Source organism: Polaribacter sp. SA4-10, from assembly GCF_002163835.1.
In the GTDB taxonomy this organism is placed as follows: Bacteria; Bacteroidota; Bacteroidia; order Flavobacteriales; family Flavobacteriaceae; genus Polaribacter.
Map to the genome: position 1 here is coordinate 1,945,670 of NZ_CP019331.1, position 22,063 is coordinate 1,967,732.

Consider the following 22,063-nt stretch of genomic DNA (forward strand, 5'->3'; position numbering starts at 1 on the left):
CATTAAAAAATAGTAGCATGAAAAAAAAAATTATAATAGCGATATTAATCGCAGTAACTTATACGTCCTACTCTCAATCTCTAGGCTACCAAGATTTAGCTTTGGTTTTTTCTCAAAACGATGAAAATGGATCTGCTCGTTTTACATCTATGAGTGGCGCTTTTGGAGCATTAGGAGGCGATATTTCTTCAATAAATAGTAACCCTGCAGGAATTGCAGTTTTTAATAACAGTGCTTTTTCTGGAACTATTAATTCAAGAAATTCTGATATTACATCTACTTACTACGGAAACTCTTTAACAACTCAAAATCAATTTTTTAATCTTTCTCATGCAGGAGCTGTACTCGTTTTTGATATCGCCAACAATTCTGAATGGAGCAAGTTTGCAGTTGGGTTTAACTATAGAATAACAAAAGATTTTAATGATAATTTTCTAGCACAAGGGAATAGCGGAGTTGCTACTTTTACTGAATTTCCTTTAGACAACAATACAACTCCAATAGATTATTCAATTGCAGATGAACAACGTTTTACAAACAAAAACGGTGGAGAAATGAGTGAATTAAATTTGGCTTTTTCATCTGTACATCAGAACAATTTATATCTTGGTGTAGGTTTTAATTTCTACGATCTTAATTTTAGTCAAAGATCTACTTTAACAGAATTTAATAGTGATGGAAACGGCAATGAATTAGACGCTTATTTTTACCAAGAAAACATTACAACAGCAGCTGGTTTTTCTGCAAATGCAGGTTTTATATACAAAGCACACTCTAATTTTAGATTTGGTTTAGCCTACCAAACACCAACTTGGTTTTCAGAAGTGTTTGAAACAACAAATATTGTTGAAAATGATGGTTATTTTGGGGATACTGAAATTTCAGTAAACAATGACAATGCAATTTATAATAATACATCTGGCGGGTATTATCCATCACAAGAATTTATTTATAGTTTAAAAACACCAAGTAAATTAACAGCAAGTGCTGCTTTTATTTTTGGTAAAAATGGATTATTAAGTTTAGATTACATCAATAAAAAATATAAAAACATAAAATTATCAAATGATAATTTTACTCTAGAAAATCAATTTTTTCAAAACGAATTAAGAAATACACATTCTTTTAATGTTGGTACAGAATGGAGAATGAATCGTTTTAGTGTTCGTGGAGGTTATAAATTTGAACAAAGTCCAGATAAATTAGCTTTAGACACAGACAATTTAGAAGGTTATTCTTTAGGTGGTGGCTATAACTTTGGTGGTTTTAAATTAGACTTTGCTTTTAGCGACAATAATAGAACAGGATTGTATAATTTTTATCCACAATATAATACAGTAAATGCAGCAGATTTAAACATAGACAATAGAACAGTAACTGCAACATTTACTCTAAATTTATAAAACCTATTTTAAAACAAAATAACGAGCTGCTTAAATTGATCAGAAAACAATCAACTTAAGTCGCTTTTTTTATATCCTTAAAAACAAGTCTATTTCCCTTTTTTTGCATTAATTTTGCAGCTCATTTTTTTATTATGAAAAACACTCAGATTATCATTCAAGAAACAACTAACGATACCATTATAAAATTTAATAGTAATCAAATTTTAATTAATGGTGGAAGTTATGAATTTAACAATATTGACGAGGCAAAAAACTCGCCTTTAGCACAAGAATTATTCTATTTACCTTTTGTAAAAAAGATTTTTGTTACCGCTAATTTTATAGCACTTCAACGTTTTGACATTGTAGAATGGATTGACGTACAAGAAGAAGTAAGAGAGCAAATAGAAGCTTATTTAAATGATGGAAATGTTGTTATAAATGAGAAAAGTGCATCCACAAAAAAAGAAGCTATAGAAGTTTATGCAGAAGTTACTCCAAATCCATCAGTAATGAAATTTGGAACAAATAAAGCATTAACACAAACAGATGTTGAGTTTAAAAACATAGATGAGGCAAACCAATCATCTCCTTTAGCGCAAGCAATTTTTAACTTTTCTTTTGTAAAAGAAGTTTTTATTTCTGATAATTATATCTCTATCACAAAGTATGATATGGTAGAATGGAATGAAGTTTATGGAGAAGTTAGAACATTTATTAGAGAATATTTGGCTGATGGAAAAACCATTATAAAGGAATTACCAAAAACTACATCTTCTTCAGTTGAAACAGTTGAAGCACCTGAAGTTAAACTTGAAGGAATTGCTGCTCAAATTGTAGATATTTTAGATGAATACATAAAACCTGCTGTTGCTTCAGATGGAGGAAATATTGCTTTTCAATCTTATAATGAAGAGCATAAAGTTGTGAGCGTAATTTTACAAGGAGCTTGCAGTGGTTGCCCTTCTTCTACTGCAACTTTAAAAAACGGAATAGAAAATTTATTAAAAGAAATGTTACCAAATCAAATTAATGAAGTGGTAGCCATTAACGGATAATTTAATTATTTATGTCAAAAATCATCAAACCATACAAAGATTCAGAATTAGGAAAGAAAGAGCAAGTAACAAAAATGTTTGATGCAATTTCTGAAAATTATGACGGCTTAAACCGTGTAATTTCTTTAGGAATTGATGTAAAATGGCGTAAAAAAGTAGTTGAAATTGTTGGTAAAAATAACCCGAAACAAATTTTAGATATAGCAACAGGAACAGGAGATTTAGCTTTAATGATGGCAAAATTAAACCCTGTAAAAGTTGTTGGTTTAGATATTTCTGCAGGAATGTTAGCAGTTGGAAAACAAAAAATTGCCAAAGAAAATTTATCTAATAAGATAGAAATGATTGTTGGCGATTCTGAAGACATGCCTTTTGATGACAATACTTTTGATGCAATTACTGTTTCTTTTGGAGTACGTAATTTTGCTCATTTAGATAAAGGAATTACAGAAATTGCAAGAGTTTTAAAACCAACGGGAGTTTTAGTTATTTTAGAAACTTCTAACCCAACAAAATTTCCTTTTAAACAAGGTTATAAATTATACACCAATTTATTCTTACCTATTGTTGGCAAATTATTTTCAAAAGATAAAGTTGCCTATTCATATTTATCTGAATCTGCAAATTCTTTTCCTTTTGGTAATGAGTTCAACAATATTTTACAAAAAAATGGGTTTACCAATACAGAACATAAGCCTGTAACTTTTGGAGTTGCTACAATTTATACTGCACGTAAATAATGATTAGTAAAAGAATCTTAATTTTTGGTTTTTTCCTTTTAACTTCTCTTGCTTTTTATGCACAAAGAGATCAAGTAGAATATTTACCAACTTTTGATAACCGAAAAATACATTATGGTTTTTATTTAGGCTTAAATAAAAACGATTTTAAACTAAACTTAAGAGAGAGCAATATAACAAATGCAGACATAATTGTAGAAGCAGCTGCTGGTTTTAATGTTGGTTTAGTTGCAGATTTACGTTTACACAAAAATTTAAGTTTACGTTTAGAACCAGGTTTAGTAAGTAATACCAAAAAAATTTATTTTAATCATTTAGCTACACCACAAGATAGCGTTAGAGAAATTGGATCTACCTATTTACATGTGCCACTAGTTTTTAAATTTAGCACAGATAGATATAAAAATATTCGCCCATATTTGTTAGCAGGAGTTTCTTATGATTATAACTTTTCTAGTAACGAAAGAAATCAGGATGATAATTCTGCCGGACAATTTAGAATGAAAACGCACAACTTTATGTATGAAGTTGGTATTGGAATAGATGTTTATTTATATTTCTTTAAATTCTCTCCATCTATTAGAGGCGTTTTTGCAATGAATAATGAGATAAAATATGATGACGATGCTAACAGCCAATGGACAGCTCCTATAAATTACATGGGAACTCGTGGTGTTTTTCTAACATTTGCTTTTGAGTAAACTTTTATTAGCTACAAAGGCTCAAAGTAAAAAAAGTTACAAAGTTATTCTTGATACAATTTCATTGAAAAATTAAAATCATTCTAACTGATTTTACCGTCTAAACTCACTCAATAAAATTGCAGTTGCAGTTGCAACATTTAAACTTTCAGTTTCTTGAGTTTCTCCAAAACGTGGAATAGAAATTTTATTAGTTACTAATGTTTTTATTTCTTCCGAAATACCGTTAGCTTCATTTCCCATAATAAGAATTCCTTGCTTTGGTAATTTCGTTTTATACACATTTTCACCATCCATGTCTGCAATAAATGTTGGTAATTTTGTTTCTTTCAAATATACTTCTAAATCAACATAATGAATCGCTATTCTAGTTAAAGAACCCATAGAAGCTTGCACTACTTTTTGATTGTAACAGTCTACAGTTTCATTAGAACAAATAAGTTGAGAAACCCCAAACCAATCACACAAACGAATTATTGTACCTAAATTCCCAGGATCATTAATTGCATCTAAAGCAACAATTAATCCTTTCTTTTCAATTGAATTTTCATCAGGAATTTTAAATAAACCAAAAACTTTATTTGGAGTTTTTAAGTTGCTTATTTTTTTTAATTCCGTTTCAGAAATTAGTATAATTTTATCAGTAGAAATATTAGTAGAAAAATCATCTGTACAAAACAGTGTTTCCAAAGAAAAAGAAGAATTCAATAATTCTTGTACAACCTTTACACCTTCAGCAATAAATAATTTATGCTTCTGTCTATACTTTTTTTGAGATAAACTTGTTATTAATTTAAGTTGATTTTTTGAGATACTCATTAATTGATTGTAAATTGAAATAAACCGTTGAAAAATACTATTTTTGATGTTAATAGCGCTGCTAAAGTAATGAAAAAACTTTCTTTTTATTTTTTACTGATATTCATTCTAGTTTCATGTAATTCTACAAAACATGTTACAGAAGATGAACATATGCTAACGCAAAATTACATTTTTGTAGACAGTACAAAAAATAAAAACAGCGAATTACAAAAATACGTATTACAGAAGCCTAATGCACGTTTTTTAGGTTTCCCTTTTGGGTTGTATTTTCATAATTTAGGAAATCATAACAAACCTAAAAAACCTTCTGAATGGGGAAAGAAAAATCTACGCTCTTATAATTTTATAAAAAATATATTTTCTGAAAAACAAAGCATTGCTTATGCTAATTCATTTATTAGGCTAAATAATTGGCTTTTAAACTATGATGCTCCAGCAATTGTTAGTCAAAATAAAGTAAAAAGAACTCAAGATAATTTATGGGCATATTATAAAACCCAAGGTTATTTCAAGTCTAAAGTTCAATCAAAAATTAATAGGTATAATGATAAAAAAGCTACAGTAGATTATTTTATCACTAAAGGGAAACCAACGCTATTAGACACTATAAATTTAAAAATTGAATCTCCAGTTTTAGACTCAATTTACAAGAGTTCAGGAATAGCATCACTTCTAAAAAAAGGAGATCAATATAAAGATGAAACATTTAGAAATGAAGCATCAAGTGTAATAAAACTTTTTAGAAATAATGGGATTTATCATTTTTCAGAAGCTGCTTTAGGTTTTTATGTAGATTCTACAAGAACAGATTATAAAACGAATGTAGATTTTTTAATGTCTGGATTTAGTTTTAAAGAAGAAAATGGAAATTACATAAACAAACCTTTTAAGGTTCATAAGATTAAAGAAGTAAATGTAATTACAGACTATTCTTTTCTCAAAAAAGGAGAAACTTTATCAGATACGCTTACTTATAAAGGAATTAATTTTTTCGCGCATAATAAGATAAAATATAACCCTAAGTATTTAGCCCAATCTATTTTCTTAAAACCTGGTAGCGTATATAAAGATACATTAAGAAACTTAACAAGAAACCATTTAAAGTCGCTTAAAAACTTTAAATCTACTAATATAAAATTTACGCCTATTCTTGGTTCAGATGATGAACTAAAAATGGATATTTTTCTAGCTCCAACAGAAAAGTACACACTTGGTTTTGAAACAGAATTAACACATTCTAATATTAGAAATATTGGTACATCTGCTAAGTTTTCTATTACTGATAGAAATTTTTTAAGAGGTGCAGAGTTGTTTAAATTATCATTTCTTGGTTCTTACTTTAATTCCAATAATGGTCCTGGTTTGGAAATTGGAGCAGATGCGTCTTTAGAACTACCTAGACTCCTTGCCCCTTTTGGAATTAGTAAATTAGTGCCAAAAGAAATGTCTCCAAGGACTTTAATATCTTTAGGTACAAGTTTTCAGAAAAACATTGGTCTAGACAGACAAACCTTTACAATTCTTACAGATTATAAATGGCAGTTTAATGCTAAAAAAACAATTCAATTAGAACTTTTTAATACACAATATATCCATAATTTAAATATAGATCGATTTTTTGACATTTATAGTTCAGAATTTACGAATCTAAACAATGTAGCTCAAACATATTATAATAACACAACAAAAGAATTAAGCTTGCCTGAAGAAGCTGTAAGTTTTATGGATACAGTTTCTACTGACACTGGTTTTCAAACTTCAAACTCAGATGAATACAATACCGCTTTAAATATTTTAGATAGATACAATATAGTAACATCAGATTTCTTAATTCCAGTTTTAGCCTACTCCTATACTTACAATAGTCAGACAAATTTTAAGGACAATAATTTTTCATTCTTTAAAGTTAGGGTTGCTAACTCCGGAAATATTTTAGGGTTATTTTCTAAAAATACAAATAGTAAAAACAAAAAAACATTTTTAAAAATTCCTTTAGCTCAATATTTTAAAACGGATATTGAATACAAGAAATTTTGGGATGTTGGGGGTAATTCTGTTTTTGGTATTAGAACCTTTTTGGGAGCAATTATTCCTTATGACAATTCTGACATCCCGTTTACAAAAAGTTATTTTGCTGGAGGATCAAATGATATTAGAGCTTGGCAAACTTATGAACTTGGACCAGGAAGCAGAAACACTGGTTTAGAATACAATGTTGGGAGTTTAAAGTTTTTAACAAGTGCAGAATATAGATTTGATGTTGTAAGTAAGTTAAAAGGAGCTGTATTTATTGATGCTGGTAACATTTGGGATATAACAGGTTCCAGTTTTGTTGATGATGAGTCAAAATTTAGTAATTTATCTTCCTTAGAAGACATTGCAATTGGCTCTGGATTTGGTGCAAGATTAGATTTTAATTTTTTGGTACTTCGTTTTGATATTGGTTTTAAAACCTACGAACCCTATTTAGACAACAAAAAATGGTTTAGTAACTACAACTTTTCTAGTGCTGTTTATAACATAGGAATTAACTACCCATTTTAATTAAAATTTCTAAAAAACCCTATAACGTTTTCGTTATTTTATAATCAGATCAGGTAAAAAAACAGCTATTTTGATTACTTTTGGAAAGTAAAATATCAATTATTTAAAACAACAATTATGAGTCATAATATAAAACCTGGAGTAGCAACAGGAAAAGAAGTACAAGCAATTTTTAAGCTAGCTAAAGAAAAAGGATTTGCATTACCAGCTGTAAATGTTATTGGTTCTAACACAATAAATGGTGTTTTAGAAACTGCAAGAGATTTAAATGCACCCGTAATCATTCAATTCTCAAATGGTGGAGCACAATTTAATGCAGGTAAAGGATTATCTAATGAAAATGAAAAAGCAGCAATTGCAGGAGCAGTTGCAGGAGCAAAACATATTCATGAATTAGCTGTAGCTTATGGAGTTCCTGTAATTTTACATACAGATCATGCGGCAAAGAAATTATTACCTTGGATAGATGGTTTATTAGATGCAAGTGAAAAACACTTTGCAGAAACTGGTAAATCTTTATACAGCTCTCACATGATTGATTTATCTGAAGAGCCTTTAGAAGAAAATATTGAAATTTGTAAAACTTATTTAGCAAGAATGAGTAAAATGGATATGACTTTAGAAATTGAGTTAGGAATTACAGGTGGTGAAGAAGATGGAGTAGATAATTCTGATGTAGATGTTTCTAAATTATATACGCAACCAGAAGAAGTTGCATATGCTTATGAAGAGTTATTAAAAGTTTCTCCTCAATTTACAATTGCTGCAGCGTTTGGTAACGTTCATGGTGTTTATAAACCAGGAAACGTAAAGTTAACTCCAAAAATTTTAAAGAATTCTCAAGAATTTATCACAAAAAAATATGGTGTTGAAGAAAACCATATCGATTTTGTATTTCACGGAGGTTCTGGTTCTACAGTAGAAGAAATTAGAGAAGCAATTGGCTACGGAGTTATTAAAATGAATATTGATACGGACATGCAATTTGCTTTTACAGAAGGTATTAGAGACTACATGCAAGGTAAAGCAGCTTATTTAGCTACTCAAATTGGAAACCCTGATGGGGCTGAACAACCTAACAAAAAATACTATGACCCAAGAAAATGGTTACGTGAAGGTGAAGAAACTTTTAAAACACGTTTAAAACAAGCATTTGCAGATTTAAATAATGTAGATACTTTATAATACTTTTATAAAACTATAATACCCTTAAAAGCATTTTGATTAACCTCAAAATGCTTTTTTTATAAATCTAAACAAAGAATACCTTAAAGAAAAAAGTAAAGTTCATAAAAAACTTTTACATTTGTATCTTCTTATTCTTTCTTCTATTTGAGAAAATTGAATTAGAAAAATAATCCAAAAAAATAGATTCTAACTTATTATGGCTTGGTTTAAAAGAACAGATAAAGGGATTCAAACCCTTACAGAAGATAAAAAAGACACTCCAAAAGGTTTATGGTATAAAACACCTAGTGGAAAAATTATAGACACAGAAGAACTAAAGAGAAACTTATATGTTAGTCCAGAAGATGGTTATCATGTAAGAATTGGTAGTAAAGAATATTTCGAACTTTTATTTGATGATAATAAATTTGAAGAGTTAAATGAAACCCTAACTTCTAAAGACCCTTTAAAATTTGAAGACACAAAAAAATATCCAGACAGATTAAAAGCAGCACAAGAAAAAACAAAATTGAAAGATGCTGTAAGAACTGCTGTTGGTAAGTCTTTAGGCAAAGATATTGTAATTGCTGCTATGGATTTTGCTTTTATTGGTGGTTCTATGGGTTCTGTTGTAGGTGAAAAAATTGCAAGAGCAATAGATTATGCTATTAAAAATAAAATTCCGTTTTTAATGGTTTCAAAATCAGGAGGCGCAAGAATGATGGAAGCCTCACTTTCTTTAATGCAATTAGTAAAAACATCTGCAAAATTAGCACAATTAGCAGAAGTTAAAATTCCTTATATTTCTTTATGTACAGATCCAACTACTGGAGGTACAACAGCTTCTTACGCAATGCTTGGTGATATTAATATTGCAGAACCAAAAGCATTAATTGCTTTTGCAGGACCAAGAGTAGTAAAAGATACAACTGGTAAAGATTTGCCAGAAGGATTTCAAAAATCTGAATTTGTTTTAGAACATGGTTTTTTAGATGCTATTTACGAGCGTAAATTCTTGAAAAAGCAAATAAATTTATATATAGATTTAATACAAAACCTACCTATTAGAGCATAATAAAAAAAGCCAGCATTTGCTGGCTTTTTTTATTCTTCACTTAAAACGATTAAAAGAACTACTTCTTGATTTTTTATTAAAAAAAATAATTATATATTTGCAGCTTCAATGAAAAGCTCATTGAATACATAAAAATCATTTAAATAATATTGGAATGTATTTAACTAAAGAAGTAAAAGAAAGCATCTTCGAAAAACACGGTAAAGGAAAAAACGATACTGGTACTTCAGAAGGTCAAATTGCTTTATTCACTCACAGAATTAAGCATTTAACAGAACATTTAAAAACGAATCGTAAAGATTTTAACACTGAGCGTTCATTAGTATTGCTAGTAGGTAAACGTAGAAGTTTATTAGCTTACCTAAAGAAAACCGAAATCAATAGATATCGTGCAATAATTAAAGAATTAGGACTTAGAAAATAATTCTTACAAAAAAGAGGTGCTATAAACGCGCCTCTTTTTTTTTATAACAAATTTAAAATCTGATCTTAACAAAATCAGTACCTTATAAAAAGTCAGAATTACCAACAATAATTCTGTATTTCCATTGCAACAAAGGAGAACGACACAACAACAACAAACAAATTAAAAATTTAGAATTAAAATTTATGATTCCAAAAGTATTTAGAGAGGTTATAGACCTTGGTGATGGTAGAGAAATTTCTATCGAAACCGGAAAATTAGCAAAACAAGCTCATGGTAGTGTTGTTGTGCAATCAGGAAAATGTATGATGTTGTGTACAGTTGTTTCCAATTACGAACAAAAAGATCTTGGTTTTCTTCCTTTAACAGTAGATTACAGAGAAAAATTTGCAGCTGCAGGACGTTATCCAGGTGGTTTCTTCAAAAGAGAAGCGAGACCAAGTGATGGCGAAGTATTAACAATGCGTTTAGTAGACCGTGTTTTACGTCCATTATTCCCAAAAGATTATACTGCAGAAACACAAGTGATGATTCAGTTAATGTCTCATGACGAAGATGTGATGCCAGATGCAATGGCAGGTTTAGCAGCATCGGCAGCTATTCAATTATCAGATTTCCCTTTTGAATGCGCAATCTCTGAAGCAAGAGTTGGTCGTATCAACGGTGAATTTATTATCAACCCAACAAGAGCACAATTAGCAGAATCTGACATCGATATGATGATTGGAGCTTCCGCTGATTCTGTAATGATGGTTGAAGGTGAAATGGATGAAATTTCTGAAGAAGAAATGGCAGACGCTATTAAGTTTGCACACGAAGCTATTAAAGTACAATGTGCTGCTCAATTAAGATTAGCAGAAGCATTTGGAAAGAAAGAAGTTCGTGAATATGAAGGCGCAAGAGAAGATAAAGAGTTAGAGAAAAAGGTTCATGATATGGCATACGATAAAGTATATGCTATCGCTGAAGCTGGATCTGCTAAACATGAGAGAACTGCTGCATTTAAAGAAATAAAAGAAGCGATTAAAGCTACTTTTTCTGAAGAAGAATTAGCAGAATATGGTGGTTTAGTTTCTGATTATTATCGCAAAGCTGAAAAAGCTGCGATTAGAGATTTAACCTTAAATGTAGGCTTACGTTTAGATGGTCGTAAAACGGATGAAATTAGACCAATTTGGTCAGAAGTAGATTATTTACCATCAGTTCATGGTTCTGCAATCTTTACACGTGGAGAAACGCAAGCTTTAGCTACAGTTACTCTAGGAACGTCAAGAGATGCAAACAAAATAGATATGCCCTCTTTCGAAGGTGAAGAAAATTTCTATTTACATTATAACTTCCCTCCTTTTTGTACAGGTGAAGCAAGACCAATTCGTGGAACCTCTCGTAGAGAAGTTGGACATGGTAACTTAGCACAACGTGGATTAAAAGGAATGATTCCTGCAGATTGTCCTTATACGGTAAGAGTTGTATCTGAAGTTTTAGAATCTAATGGTTCTTCTTCTATGGCTACTGTTTGTGCTGGTACAATGGCATTAATGGATGCGGGTGTTCAAATGACAAGACCAGTTTCTGGGATTGCAATGGGATTGATTTCTGATGCTGAGTCTGGAAAATACGCTGTATTATCTGATATTTTAGGTGATGAAGATCACTTAGGAGATATGGATTTTAAAGTAACTGGTACTTCTGAAGGAATTACTGCTTGCCAGATGGATATTAAAGTAAAAGGATTGGGTTACGAAATTTTAGTGAATGCACTAAAACAAGCTCGTGAAGGTCGTTTACATATTTTAGGAAAAATAACTGAGACCATTTCTACTGCAAACGTAGAGGTTAAAGAACATGCTCCTAAAATGATTAACAGACGTATTCCTAATGATATGATTGGAGCATTTATTGGTCCAGGAGGTAAACATATTCAGGAGTTACAAAAAGAAACAGGAACTACAATTGTTATTACTGAAGACGCTGTTACTGAAGAAGGAATTATCGAAATATTAGGTACAGATCCTGCAGGAATAGAACAAGTAATTACTCGTATTGAATCAATGTTGTTCAAACCTACAGTTGGAAGTGCTTATGAAGTGAAGGTAATTAAAATGTTAGATTTTGGTGCTGTAGTAGAATATGCAGAAGCTCCAGGAAATGAAGTTTTATTACATGTAAGTGAATTAGCTTGGGAACGTACAGAAAATGTTTCTGATGTTGTAAAAATGGGAGATGTTTTTGATGTGAAGTACTTTGGTTTAGACCCAAGAACTCGTAAAGAAAAAGTATCTAGAAAAGCATTGTTACCAAAACCAGAAGGTTATGTAGCAAGACCACCAAGAGATGATAAACGTTCTGGTGGACGTGATAACAGAAGCAGAGATACTCGCGGACGTGATGACAGAAAGCCTAGAGAACCTAGAAAAGAAGAATAAATTCTTTTTTAATTGATATTTTAAAAATCGCCAAAATAATTTGGCGATTTTTTTTGTTTAAAACCCAATTATCTAAATGCTTTTATTTTCTTTGTAAATCTATATGAAAATACAACACATTACATATTTATCTTTAGGAACAAATCAAGGAAATAAACTTGAAAATCTACAAAATGCAATTGATTTAATTGCCAATGAAGTTGGTGTTGTAAAAAAAATATCTTCTATTTACAAAACTCCTTCTTGGGGTTTTAATGGCGAAGATTTCAATAATATTTGCATTAAAGTTTCTACACTTCATCAACCAGAAACATTAATGAACACTTTATTAGAAATTGAAACATCTTTAGGAAGAGAAAGATCAAACCAAGTAGGTTATCAAAATAGAAATATAGATATAGACATTTTGCTCTTTGATGATGAAATCATAATTTCAAAAACATTAATGATTCCTCATTCAAAAATGTTAGTACGTAGGTTTGTGATGGCTCCTTTAGTAGAAATCGCTTCAAGTATTATTCATCCAATAGAAAAGAAACAACTTTCTGTTTGTTTACAAAATATTGAAGATTCTTCTGAAATAAGTGTTATTGAAGAAAAATTAATTCGCCCAATTACTCTCTCAGAAAAATACAACTATATTGCTATTGAAGGTAATATTGGAGCAGGTAAAACCTCTTTATCTAAAATGATTTCAGCTGAATTTAACGCAAAAATGGTTTTAGAACGTTTTGCCGACAATCCCTTTTTACCAAAATTCTATGAAGACAAAGAAAGATATGCTTTTCCGTTAGAGATGAGCTTTTTAGCAGATAGATATCAACAGTTAACCGATGATTTAGCGCAGTTCGACTTATTTAAAAACTTTATTGTATCAGATTATTATATCTTTAAATCTCTAATTTTTGCACAAGTAACACTTCAAAAAGAAGAATATTTATTGTACAGAAAAATGTTTAATCTAATGTATAAAGAAATTACTAAACCAGATTTATATGTATATCTTTATCAAAATACAGAAAGATTATTAGAGAACATTAAAAAAAGGGGCAGAGAATATGAGCAAAATATAAAACCAGCGTATTTACAAAAAATACATGATGGCTATAAAAGCTTTATAAACACTGAAAAAAATCTTAATTTATTAGTTATAGATGTTTCAGAAATTGATTTTGTTAATAACAAAAAAGATTATAATTACATTATTAATAAAATAAGGAATTTTTAAAAAAAAAATTATATTTTTGCAAGATAATTATATCTTTGCAAGATAATTATATTTCCTCGAATTGTTAAAAAATAATACATAAAACCAAATGAGGAGAGTTTTTTTATTTCTAATATTCAGCAGCTTAATTGTTGTGAAATCGTATAGTCAATTTACTACAGACGAAATTACTTACGGAAACAATATTGACCTAGAAAACAGCAATAGCTGGGCATTTGGAGCTGGACTAAGCAACTTCATTATGCATGGTGATTTACGTTCTATAGGAACTGGAGACGATACAAATTACTTAAACTTTGGAGGTTTCGTTCTTGCTCAAAAAATGTTTAACCCTTTATTAGGTTTAGAATTTAAAGCATCTTACAATCAAATGTCAGGTGGTGCACAGTATTTTTCTAATACAGCAAACTATTTTGTATTATATACAAGCAATGTCACCGATCAAAATAATTTAACTTTTAAAGGTAGAGCTTATGGAGCAGAATTGAATTTAATATTTAGTTTCACTAATCTATACCAAACAACTGCAAGTAAGTGGAATGCAGCTGGCTATTTTGGAATTGGACATCATCAATATAACTCTGCTTTATCTGAACAATTTGCTGATGGTTCTAGTGCAGTCATTCCGGGAGCTGACTTTGGAGTTAACCCGGCAAGAAACAGTAAAAATGAGGCCAGTTCAATCTATTTATCTGCTCAGTTTGGTCTAAAAAGAAGAATAAGTAAACGTGTAGATGTTGAGTTTAGATCTGGTATGTATTTTAACTATGAAGACCACTTAGATGCGGCTATCTCTAATAAGCAAGATTGGGAAACTTTTTTTGTATCAAGTATTGGAATCATAGTTAAAATTGGAAAGAAGAAAATATTTACAATTTGGGGTGATCAAGGTAAAAATGGTGTAAAAGCATTTAAAATTATTGATACTGATAAAGATGGTGTAATAGATCAATTAGATATTGAGCCAAATACTCCTGCCGGTGTAATGGTTTATGGAAATGGAAAAGCTGTTGACTCTGATAAAGATGGTTTACCAGACTACAATGACAAATGTCCGTTAGAGTATGGTCCAATTTCTAATGAAGGATGTCCTTTAAATATAGATTCTGATGGCGATGGGGTTATGGATAGCAAAGATTTATGTCCAAATACAGTTGGTACAGTTGAAAACAGAGGTTGTCCTAAATCAAATAATATTAATCAACAAATTGCACTATTAGCTACAAGTATTTATTTTGATACTAATAGCGACAAAATTAAAAGTATTTGTTATTCTAACATTGATAAAATTGTAGTATTAATGAAAAAAATACCAAATGTAAAATTTGTTATTGAAGGACATACTGATGATAGAAATAGTGATAGGTATAATCTTTCCTTATCTCAAAGAAGAGCAGCAAGTGTTAGAAAATACATGATTACACAAGGAATTGTTTCTGAAAGATTAAAGGCCGCTGGCTATGGAGAATCTAGACCTAAATTCTCTAACGATAATGCCGGTGGAAGACAATTAAACAGAAGAGTAGAAATTACTCCTGTAGCTTCTTTTGATTAGTATTTACAAGAATAATTAGAAAACAAAAAAAGCGATAACTTTTTAAAGTTATCGCTTTTTTTTATTTTAAAAATAGGTTTAATTACTTTTTTAAATCCAATTTTTCTGCAAAATAATCACAAAAATCTCTCATTGTTGCACTCATCTTATCATCATCTGTAGCTCGTTCAAAAGTGTCTGCCATAGCTACTAATGTTTGATGATAAAATTGCTTCATTTCATCTACAGGCATATCTTTCGTCCACAAGTCCATACGCAAGGTATCTTTTTCTTTATGATCCCAAACGGAAATCATAATAGCCTTAGAAGCTTCGTTATTTATACCACCATCTTTTGCTGTCCAAGATATTTCTTCTGGCACTTTATTCTCGTCTAAACTAATTTTAAACTTTATCTCTGAATTATGTTTTACTGACATTACTTTTTAGGCTTGTATTTAGATTTTTTTAATAAATCTGTTTCACTTGTTTTTAATAATTCTTGCAAAGATACATCATTATGTTTCATGTATGATTTTACAATTTTCCATCCAATCCAAACCCCTATTCTACCAGGAGATAAATTATCATGCTCCATATAAAATTTAGAGAAAGGAGCTGTTTCTATAAACCTTTTATTCAATTTTGTATCTGTACTAAAAAGTAGTTTTTTATCGATAAAATACTTCCAAATTTGCTCTTCATTAGCATTTGCCCATTCTAATTTATCTTGTTCAAACCCTATTTTTTCTTTATCAGAAATTAAAGGTAAATACAAGTCAAGCAAGTACATTTTTTTTCCTTCATAAATCATTTTACTAATAAAACTTCGATTTTTAAAAGGCGAGACTTGTTTATTAATTATAGTATTAGCAACATCAACAATTATATGCTCTTTTGTATTATTTTCTTTTATGTAATTAGGAAAATCTGAATAGAACTTATGGTTATTTCCTAAATAAGCATCTAAAGAAATTATTAATAAACTATCGGCATAAGTAATTCTATTTTCATAATCTATGTTTGTTAACATCGTAATTACTTTTGGCGATTTAAATTTGGGATTATAATATTTAACATGTTTAAAAAGCAAAAACAACTTCTTTTCAACGGATGAAAAGTCTTTGTAAACTTTTTGAGTTTCAGTAAACAATTCTTGCTCATCTTTATCTGCAATTTTTGATAAGGAGAGACTATCAGTAATTTGATAAGGAAAAAAGAATGGGTATTTATCTTTAACTTTATGTAGACTTTCTTTATTTGCTGTATAAAAATCAACATCAAATCTATCTACAGAAAACGCTATATCAACTTTAGAGACATCTACTTTTTTTATGTCATCTGATTTACATGAAAAAAGACTAAATAAAACAACAAATACTATTAAAAAAAATCTCATAAACTTTGTATCTTGCTTTTTGTAATTACAAACGATAAAAATACTAAAATAGTTTATCAATGAAGACTGAAAAGGTTGCAGAATATATAATAGGTTGGTTAAAAGAGTATGCAGAAAATGCAAAGGTAAAAGGTTTTGTTGTTGGAGTTTCAGGAGGAATAGATTCTGCTGTTACCTCTACCTTATGTGCAAAAACAGGGTTTCCAACGTTGTGTGTAGAAATGCCTATTCATCAAGCAAAGAGCCAAGTTACAAGAGCTCAAAATCATATTAAACAACTAAAAGAACATTTTAAAAATGTTTCTGATGTTTGTGTAGATTTAACTTCAACTTTCGAAGATTTTAAAAATGTAGTTCCTACTGCTAGTTCTTCACCTAAAGTAGATTTATCTTTAGCAAACACAAGAGCAAGGTTAAGAATGACAACCTTGTACTATTTAGCTGGTTTACATGGTTATTTAGTTGCAGGAACAGGAAATAAAGTTGAGGATTTTGGTGTCGGTTTTTACACCAAATATGGTGATGGAGGTGTTGATTTAAGTCCGATTGCTGATTTAATGAAATCTGAAGTTTATGATTTAGCAGCATTTTTAAAAGTTCCTAACTCAATTCAAAACGCACAACCAACTGATGGTTTATTTGGAGACAGTAGAACTGACGAAGATCAAATTGGTGCTTCCTATGACGAACTAGAATGGGCTATGAATATGCAGGGTAAAGACAAAACCGAAAGTGATTTTTCTGGAAGAGAACAAGAAGTATTTAAAATTTATTCAAAATTAAATAGCATCAATCAACATAAGATGTTGCCAATTCCTATTTGTGAAATACCAAAAGAGTTAAACTAAGTTTGCCGCTACCATCTTATTTTTAATTCTCATATAAGATTTCTTTTTGGACCCTTTTGCAATTTGAAAAGGTAATAAAATAAAGAGGGCAATAATTTTTAGAATTTCAATAAATGTTTTCATTATAATTATTTTATCTGTTAATTAGATACACTAAATGACAAAAAGTCAATTTTAAACAAACAGGAAAAAAATGTTTATATCTTATGTGGGGATAAAATTTTATAAAATGTTGGCAGCAACCATCATTTTTTTGATTCTATTATAAGCTCTTTTTTTAGATCCTTTAGATATTTCAAATGGTAATAAAAAATATAACTATACAATTTTTAAAAATTGTAATAGTTTTTTTATAGATTTTAATTTTTCACTTGGCGGGTGCAATATACAAAAAAACTTTTTATTCTGAATTATAGCTATATGGGGTCTATAGCTTTTTTTTACAATTTAACAATTTTAAACTACTCTATTTAACTTTTCAAAAAGCCTCATTTTTAATCCTGTATAGTTTTTTATGGTTTCTAGATCTACAGATTTAGCAGGTTGTTCTAAAGCTTCTGTCATAAGCTCATCAATTTTTTTACCAATTAAAATCCTTCTTAAATTAAACACAGAATCGTTTACTAATTTATCTAAAATTTCTAAAGCAGATTTTACTTCTATATTTTGTCCCACCCAATCACTTAACTGGTGCTTTTCTTCATCCATTAAAATAGAGGTAACAGTATTTGAAATATTTGAATTTTTATGATTTATAAATCCATCCATTTCTATTTTTTCTGCTTGATTTAACTGATGAATTATTTCTGCATAAATTTCTTGAAAAATAGTATTCGTAAATTCTATTTCATCATCATGTAAATGCAAATAAATCTCTGCAGAAACCATGTTTTGATATTTTCTGATGGTTATAGTTTCTTTACCTTCATCATCTATATTTGTAACATCCTCAGTAAAACCTACTTCTTCATTACCATATAACAACAATATTCTTATAATCTCTTTTTCTAAAATTGAAAGTTGATCAACTTTTTCTGATGTTAACCCTCCTCCTTTAACAAGACCCATTGCGGCTTGTTCTTGCTCATAAAAATATTCTGGAGGTGGTTGATTTGGATCTACATTAGAATTGACATTTGAACTTGAATTAAATGTTTTAGTACTTCTCTTTGTAGCTTCTTTTTTTAGTAATTGCGCTAACTCACTAAATAAAACACGCTCAGAAATATCCATAACTCGTGCACATTCCTGCACATAAACTTCACGTTGAATTCCATCTGGAATTTTAGAAATACTTGAAACAATATCTCTAATTACTCCTGCTTTTTTTATAGGATCATTGTTAGAATCTTTTAATAAAAGGGATACTTTAAAGTTGATAAAATCTTGTGCAGCATCTTCTAAATATTTCTTTAACTCGGCATCTGAATGAGATTTTGCAAAACTATCTGGATCTTCACCGTCTGGGAATTGAACAACTTTTACGTTCATTCCTTGTTCAAGAATTAAATCAATTCCACGAATGGAAGCTCTAATTCCGGCTGCATCGCCATCAAATAAAACAGTAATGTTTTTTGTAAGCCTATTTACTAATCTAATTTGATCTGAAGTTAAAGCCGTACCAGAAGAAGCTACAACATTTTCTACACCGGATTGGTTAAAAGAAATTACATCTGTATACCCTTCTACCAAAAAGCAATTGTCTTGTTTTGCTATTTCTTTTTTAGCTTGATATAATCCATAGAGAATTTTACTCTTGTGGTAAATGTCACTTTCAGGTGAATTTAAGTATTTAGCCGCTTTTTTATCTGCAGTTAATATACGCCCTCCAAAGCCTAAAATACGTCCTGACATAGAATGTATAGGAAACATTACACGTCCTTTAAAACGATCGAATTGCTTATTTTCCTTTACAATTGTTAAGCCTGTTGAAGCAAGATATTTTAAATCGTATCCTTTTGCTAAAGCTGCTTTAGTAAAGTTATCCCATTCATCAATACAATACCCTAAATCGAACTTTTTAATGGTTTCATCACTAAAACCACGTTCTTTAAAATAGGACAAACCAATTGCTTTTCCTTTGTTAGAGTTCAACATTAAATCGTGAAAATAGTCTTTGGCAAAATTAGACACCATAAACATACTTTCTCTTTCATTCATTTGCTCTTTCTGCTCACTAGTTTGCTCAGTTTCTTCAATTTCTATATTGTACTTTTTAGCTAACCATTTTAAAGCTTCTGGATATGTATAATGCTCATGTTCCATTAAGAATGAAACTGAATTACCTCCTTTTCCTGTAGAGAAATCTTTCCAAATTTGTTTTACAGGAGACACCATAAATGAGGGTGATTTTTCATCTGTAAAAGGGCTTAAACCTTTAAAGTTACTTCCTGCTTTTTTAAGCTGAACAAATTCACCAATAACCTCTTCTACTCTTGCAGATTCAAAAACTCGGTCTATGGTACTTCTAGATATCATTTATAAATATTAATTGGAAAGTGAAAACAAATATAAGAAAACCATATTTCTGATAATTTGTAAATTTAATTTAAAATTAAAAAAACCTCACTAATTAAAATAGTGAGGTTTATATATTCATCTCGACTGCACTCGATGTGGCATCTTGTAAAATTAAGAAGCCGCTCTTAATTTTTTAAGCGTAGTATTTGTCAATTTTGCTTCAGCATATTCTTTAGTTACATTAAGTTCTTTTTCATCAGAACTTGGTAATTCAAACATTGCATCTGTAAAAATAGCTTCACATAAAGAACGTAAACCTCTTGCTCCTAACTTATATTCTAATGCTTTTTCAACAATATAGTTTAAAGCACCTTCTTCTATAGTAAAGACAACTTCATCCATAATAAACAGCTTTTCATACTGTTTAATAATAGCGTTTTTAGGTTCCGTTAAAATGGCTCTTAAAGTAGTTGCATCTAATGGATTCATGTAACTTAACACAGGTAAACGACCAATAATTTCTGGTATTAAACCAAATGCTTTTAAATCTGAAGGAATAATATATTGTAATAAATTTTCCTCATCAATTTTATCTTCACTAATTGAAGCGCTATAACCAACAGCTTGCATATTTAAGCGTTTGCTGATAAGTCTTTCAACCCCAGAAAAAGCACCACCAGCAATAAATAAAATTTCTTTGGTGTCTACCTCTATAAATTTTTGCTCAGGATGTTTTCTTCCACCTTTAGGTGCAACATTAACAACAGTTCCTTCTAATAATTTTAATAAAGCTTGCTGCACTCCTTCTCCAGAAACATCTCTTGTTATAGAAGGGTTATCACCTTTTCTGGCAATTTTATCAATTTCATCAATAAAAATAATACCTCTTTGTGCCTTTTCTACATCATAGTCTGCAGCTTGCAATAGTTTACTTAAAATACTTTCTACATCTTCACCAACATAACCTGCTTGTGTTAATACAGTTGCATCAACAATGGCAAAAGGTACGTTTAGCATTTTTGCAATTGTTTTTGCTACTAAGGTTTTTCCGGTACCTGTTTCGCCTACTAATACGATATTAGATTTCTCAATTTCAACTTCATTTTCATCCTCTTTTGTTTGTAATAAACGTTTATAATGATTGTAAACAGCAACTGCCATTGCTCTTTTTGTTTCTGTTTGACCAATAATATATTGATCTAAAAACTCTTTTATTTGAAGTGGCTTTCTTAGTGTTAAATCTTTAGATAAGCTACTAGAATTTGCTTCAGAAACTTCTTCTTCTACAATTCCATGAGCTTGTTCTATACATTTATCACAAATATGAGCATCCACCCCTGCAATTAACAAGTCCGTTTCTGCTTTTTTTCGTCCGCAAAACGAACATTCTAAATTTTCTTCTTTCGACATTTATTTCGCTTTTAGCCTTTAGCTATATCACTATTAGCTCATCAACATTATAAAAAGAATCTTTTTATAAAAAAATTGCTTTTTACTCATTGCATTTAACTTTTTACTAAAAGCTAAATGCGAATGGCTTTTTTATTTATTACTTCTTTCTTTCTAAAACTTCATCAATCATTCCATACACTTTCGCTTCATTAGCTTTCATCCAATAATCTCTATCAGAATCGTTATGAACTTTCTCTATCGTTTGCCCTGAATGATCTGCAATAATTGCATATAACTCATCTTTCAATTTCAAAATTTCTCTAGTTGTAATTTCAATATCTGAAGCTTGACCTTGAGCACCTCCTAAAGGTTGGTGAATCATAATTCTAGAGTGTGGTAAAGCAGAACGTTTTCCTTTTGTTCCTGCACACATTAAAACGGCTCCCATAGAAGCTGCCATACCTGTACAAATTGTTGCAACATCTGGCTTTATAAACTGCATGGTATCATAAATACCTAAACCTGCATAAACGCCTCCTCCTGGAGAATTAATGTAAATTGAAATATCTTTATTAGCATCTACACTTTCTAAAAACAATAATTGCGCCTGAATAACATTTGCTACTTGATCGTTAATTCCTGTTCCTAAAAAGATAATTCTATCCATCATTAAACGAGAGAAAACATCCATTTGAGTAATGTTCATTTGACGCTCTTCCATAATATATGGCGTTAAACTACTTGTAATTTTACCTAAATATGTGCTGTTTATTCCGTGATGTTTTGTTGCGTATTTTTCAAATTCTTTTCCGTAATCCATTTTTGTGATTATTTTTAATGTTTGAACTGTAAAGATAAGAA

At 29.9% G+C, this 22,063-nt stretch carries 18 protein-coding genes; 12 read left to right on the top strand and 6 right to left on the bottom strand.

All coding sequences use genetic code 11. From position 1 onward, the window contains the following. Positions 1–17 precede the first annotated feature (17 nt). The 4 genes from BTO04_RS08370 to BTO04_RS08385 all read left to right on the top strand — a co-directional run bounded on the left by BTO04_RS08370 (position 18) and on the right by BTO04_RS08385 (position 3,884). Positions 18–1,403 (top strand): OmpP1/FadL family transporter, encoded by a 1,386-nt coding sequence (locus tag BTO04_RS08370; protein WP_087564068.1) that lies wholly within the window; start codon positions 18–20, stop codon positions 1,401–1,403. 134 nt (positions 1,404–1,537) lie between these two features. Then, on the top strand, positions 1,538–2,443 hold the full coding sequence (locus BTO04_RS08375) for a NifU family protein (protein ID WP_087564069.1): 906 nt from the start codon (positions 1,538–1,540) through the stop codon (positions 2,441–2,443). 11 nt (positions 2,444–2,454) lie between these two features. After that, entirely contained in the window at positions 2,455–3,183 is a 729-nt protein-coding gene (gene ubiE, locus BTO04_RS08380; RefSeq protein ID WP_087564070.1) for a bifunctional demethylmenaquinone methyltransferase/2-methoxy-6-polyprenyl-1,4-benzoquinol methylase UbiE, read from the top strand. Continuing rightward, the gene (locus BTO04_RS08385) at positions 3,183–3,884 is read left to right on the top strand and encodes a porin family protein (RefSeq protein ID WP_087564071.1); all 702 of its coding nucleotides are present in this window, start codon (positions 3,183–3,185) and stop codon (positions 3,882–3,884) included. The genes ubiE and BTO04_RS08385 overlap by 1 nt, the downstream gene beginning before the upstream one ends. Before the next feature lie 93 nt (positions 3,885–3,977). On the opposite strand, the gene BTO04_RS08390 is transcribed toward BTO04_RS08385, so the two are convergent. Then, a complete protein-coding gene (locus tag BTO04_RS08390) occupies positions 3,978–4,703 on the bottom strand; it encodes an RNA methyltransferase (RefSeq protein ID WP_087564072.1) in 726 nt (241 codons plus the stop codon). A 27-nt stretch (positions 4,704–4,730) separates the two neighbouring features. Here BTO04_RS08390 and BTO04_RS08395 point away from each other — a divergent pair, with 27 nt between their 5' ends. From BTO04_RS08395 to BTO04_RS08425, 7 genes are all read left to right on the top strand, one after another. Then, positions 4,731–7,250 (top strand): BamA/TamA family outer membrane protein, encoded by a 2,520-nt coding sequence (locus BTO04_RS08395; RefSeq protein ID WP_232455875.1) that lies wholly within the window; start codon positions 4,731–4,733, stop codon positions 7,248–7,250. 117 nt (positions 7,251–7,367) lie between these two features. After that, a complete protein-coding gene (gene fbaA / locus BTO04_RS08400; RefSeq protein ID WP_087564073.1) occupies positions 7,368–8,435 on the top strand; it encodes a class II fructose-bisphosphate aldolase in 1,068 nt (355 codons plus the stop codon). Positions 8,436–8,634: 199 nt separating this feature from the next. Beyond that, a complete protein-coding gene (gene accD / locus BTO04_RS08405; protein ID WP_087564074.1) occupies positions 8,635–9,492 on the top strand; it encodes an acetyl-CoA carboxylase, carboxyltransferase subunit beta in 858 nt (285 codons plus the stop codon). A 154-nt stretch (positions 9,493–9,646) separates the two neighbouring features. Continuing rightward, the gene (gene rpsO, locus BTO04_RS08410) at positions 9,647–9,916 is read left to right on the top strand and encodes a 30S ribosomal protein S15 (protein ID WP_087564075.1); all 270 of its coding nucleotides are present in this window, start codon (positions 9,647–9,649) and stop codon (positions 9,914–9,916) included. Positions 9,917–10,101: 185 nt separating this feature from the next. Continuing rightward, positions 10,102–12,342, top strand: coding sequence for a polyribonucleotide nucleotidyltransferase (locus BTO04_RS08415; protein WP_087564076.1), 2,241 nt, complete (start codon positions 10,102–10,104; stop codon positions 12,340–12,342). 103 nt (positions 12,343–12,445) lie between these two features. Continuing rightward, complete coding sequence (gene folK, locus BTO04_RS08420; protein WP_087564077.1) at positions 12,446–13,570, top strand: 2-amino-4-hydroxy-6-hydroxymethyldihydropteridine diphosphokinase; 1,125 nt, start codon at positions 12,446–12,448, stop codon at positions 13,568–13,570. A gap of 88 nt (positions 13,571–13,658) precedes the next feature. After that, positions 13,659–15,125, top strand: a complete 1,467-nt coding sequence (locus BTO04_RS08425) for an OmpA family protein (RefSeq protein WP_087564078.1) — start codon at positions 13,659–13,661, stop codon at positions 15,123–15,125. Between the two features lie 82 nt (positions 15,126–15,207). Here BTO04_RS08425 and gldC read toward each other — a convergent pair whose 3' ends face one another. Together gldC and gldB are read right to left on the bottom strand one after the other, a co-directional pair. After that, positions 15,208–15,543 carry a gliding motility protein GldC gene (gene gldC / locus BTO04_RS08430; RefSeq protein WP_087564079.1) on the bottom strand — a complete coding sequence of 112 codons (336 nt, stop codon included), beginning with the start codon at positions 15,541–15,543 and terminating at the stop codon, positions 15,208–15,210. After that, a complete protein-coding gene (gldB, locus tag BTO04_RS08435; protein ID WP_087564080.1) occupies positions 15,543–16,502 on the bottom strand; it encodes a gliding motility lipoprotein GldB in 960 nt (319 codons plus the stop codon). The genes gldC and gldB overlap by 1 nt, the downstream gene beginning before the upstream one ends. Before the next feature lie 59 nt (positions 16,503–16,561). Between gldB and nadE the strand changes: the two genes are divergently transcribed. Then, positions 16,562–17,350 (top strand): NAD(+) synthase, encoded by a 789-nt coding sequence (gene nadE / locus BTO04_RS08440; RefSeq protein ID WP_087564081.1) that lies wholly within the window; start codon positions 16,562–16,564, stop codon positions 17,348–17,350. A 456-nt stretch (positions 17,351–17,806) separates the two neighbouring features. On the opposite strand, the gene dnaG is transcribed toward nadE, so the two are convergent. The 3 genes from dnaG to clpP all read right to left on the bottom strand — a co-directional run bounded on the left by dnaG (position 17,807) and on the right by clpP (position 22,022). Next, positions 17,807–19,828, bottom strand: coding sequence for a DNA primase (gene dnaG / locus BTO04_RS08445; RefSeq protein ID WP_087564082.1), 2,022 nt, complete (start codon positions 19,826–19,828; stop codon positions 17,807–17,809). Between the two features lie 153 nt (positions 19,829–19,981). Beyond that, positions 19,982–21,220: an ATP-dependent Clp protease ATP-binding subunit ClpX gene (clpX, locus tag BTO04_RS08450; RefSeq protein WP_087564083.1), complete on the bottom strand. Its 1,239-nt coding sequence runs from the start codon at positions 21,218–21,220 to the stop codon at positions 19,982–19,984. A gap of 139 nt (positions 21,221–21,359) precedes the next feature. Then, positions 21,360–22,022, bottom strand: a complete 663-nt coding sequence (clpP, locus tag BTO04_RS08455; RefSeq protein ID WP_087564084.1) for an ATP-dependent Clp endopeptidase proteolytic subunit ClpP — start codon at positions 22,020–22,022, stop codon at positions 21,360–21,362. Positions 22,023–22,063: the final 41 nt, after the last annotated feature.

What these genes read in the sequence shown, in the direction of transcription:
- fbaA (WP_087564073.1), top strand. Translation starts at nt 7,368, where the DNA reads ATGAGTCATAATATAAAACCTGGAGTAGCAACAGGAAAAGAAGTACAA.
- BTO04_RS08375 (WP_087564069.1), top strand. Translation starts at nt 1,538, where the DNA reads ATGAAAAACACTCAGATTATCATTCAAGAAACAACTAACGATACCATT.
- gldB (WP_087564080.1), bottom strand. Translation starts at nt 16,502, where the DNA reads ATGAGATTTTTTTTAATAGTATTTGTTGTTTTATTTAGTCTTTTTTCA.
- dnaG (WP_087564082.1), bottom strand. Translation starts at nt 19,828, where the DNA reads ATGATATCTAGAAGTACCATAGACCGAGTTTTTGAATCTGCAAGAGTA.
- accD (WP_087564074.1), top strand. Translation starts at nt 8,635, where the DNA reads ATGGCTTGGTTTAAAAGAACAGATAAAGGGATTCAAACCCTTACAGAA.
- clpP (WP_087564084.1), bottom strand. Translation starts at nt 22,022, where the DNA reads ATGGATTACGGAAAAGAATTTGAAAAATACGCAACAAAACATCACGGA.
- BTO04_RS08425 (WP_087564078.1), top strand. Translation starts at nt 13,659, where the DNA reads ATGAGGAGAGTTTTTTTATTTCTAATATTCAGCAGCTTAATTGTTGTG.
- BTO04_RS08415 (WP_087564076.1), top strand. Translation starts at nt 10,102, where the DNA reads ATGATTCCAAAAGTATTTAGAGAGGTTATAGACCTTGGTGATGGTAGA.
- BTO04_RS08370 (WP_087564068.1), top strand. Translation starts at nt 18, where the DNA reads ATGAAAAAAAAAATTATAATAGCGATATTAATCGCAGTAACTTATACG.
- BTO04_RS08390 (WP_087564072.1), bottom strand. Translation starts at nt 4,703, where the DNA reads ATGAGTATCTCAAAAAATCAACTTAAATTAATAACAAGTTTATCTCAA.
- ubiE (WP_087564070.1), top strand. Translation starts at nt 2,455, where the DNA reads ATGTCAAAAATCATCAAACCATACAAAGATTCAGAATTAGGAAAGAAA.
- rpsO (WP_087564075.1), top strand. Translation starts at nt 9,647, where the DNA reads ATGTATTTAACTAAAGAAGTAAAAGAAAGCATCTTCGAAAAACACGGT.
- clpX (WP_087564083.1), bottom strand. Translation starts at nt 21,220, where the DNA reads ATGTCGAAAGAAGAAAATTTAGAATGTTCGTTTTGCGGACGAAAAAAA.
- nadE (WP_087564081.1), top strand. Translation starts at nt 16,562, where the DNA reads ATGAAGACTGAAAAGGTTGCAGAATATATAATAGGTTGGTTAAAAGAG.
- BTO04_RS08385 (WP_087564071.1), top strand. Translation starts at nt 3,183, where the DNA reads ATGATTAGTAAAAGAATCTTAATTTTTGGTTTTTTCCTTTTAACTTCT.
- gldC (WP_087564079.1), bottom strand. Translation starts at nt 15,543, where the DNA reads ATGTCAGTAAAACATAATTCAGAGATAAAGTTTAAAATTAGTTTAGAC.
- folK (WP_087564077.1), top strand. Translation starts at nt 12,446, where the DNA reads ATGAAAATACAACACATTACATATTTATCTTTAGGAACAAATCAAGGA.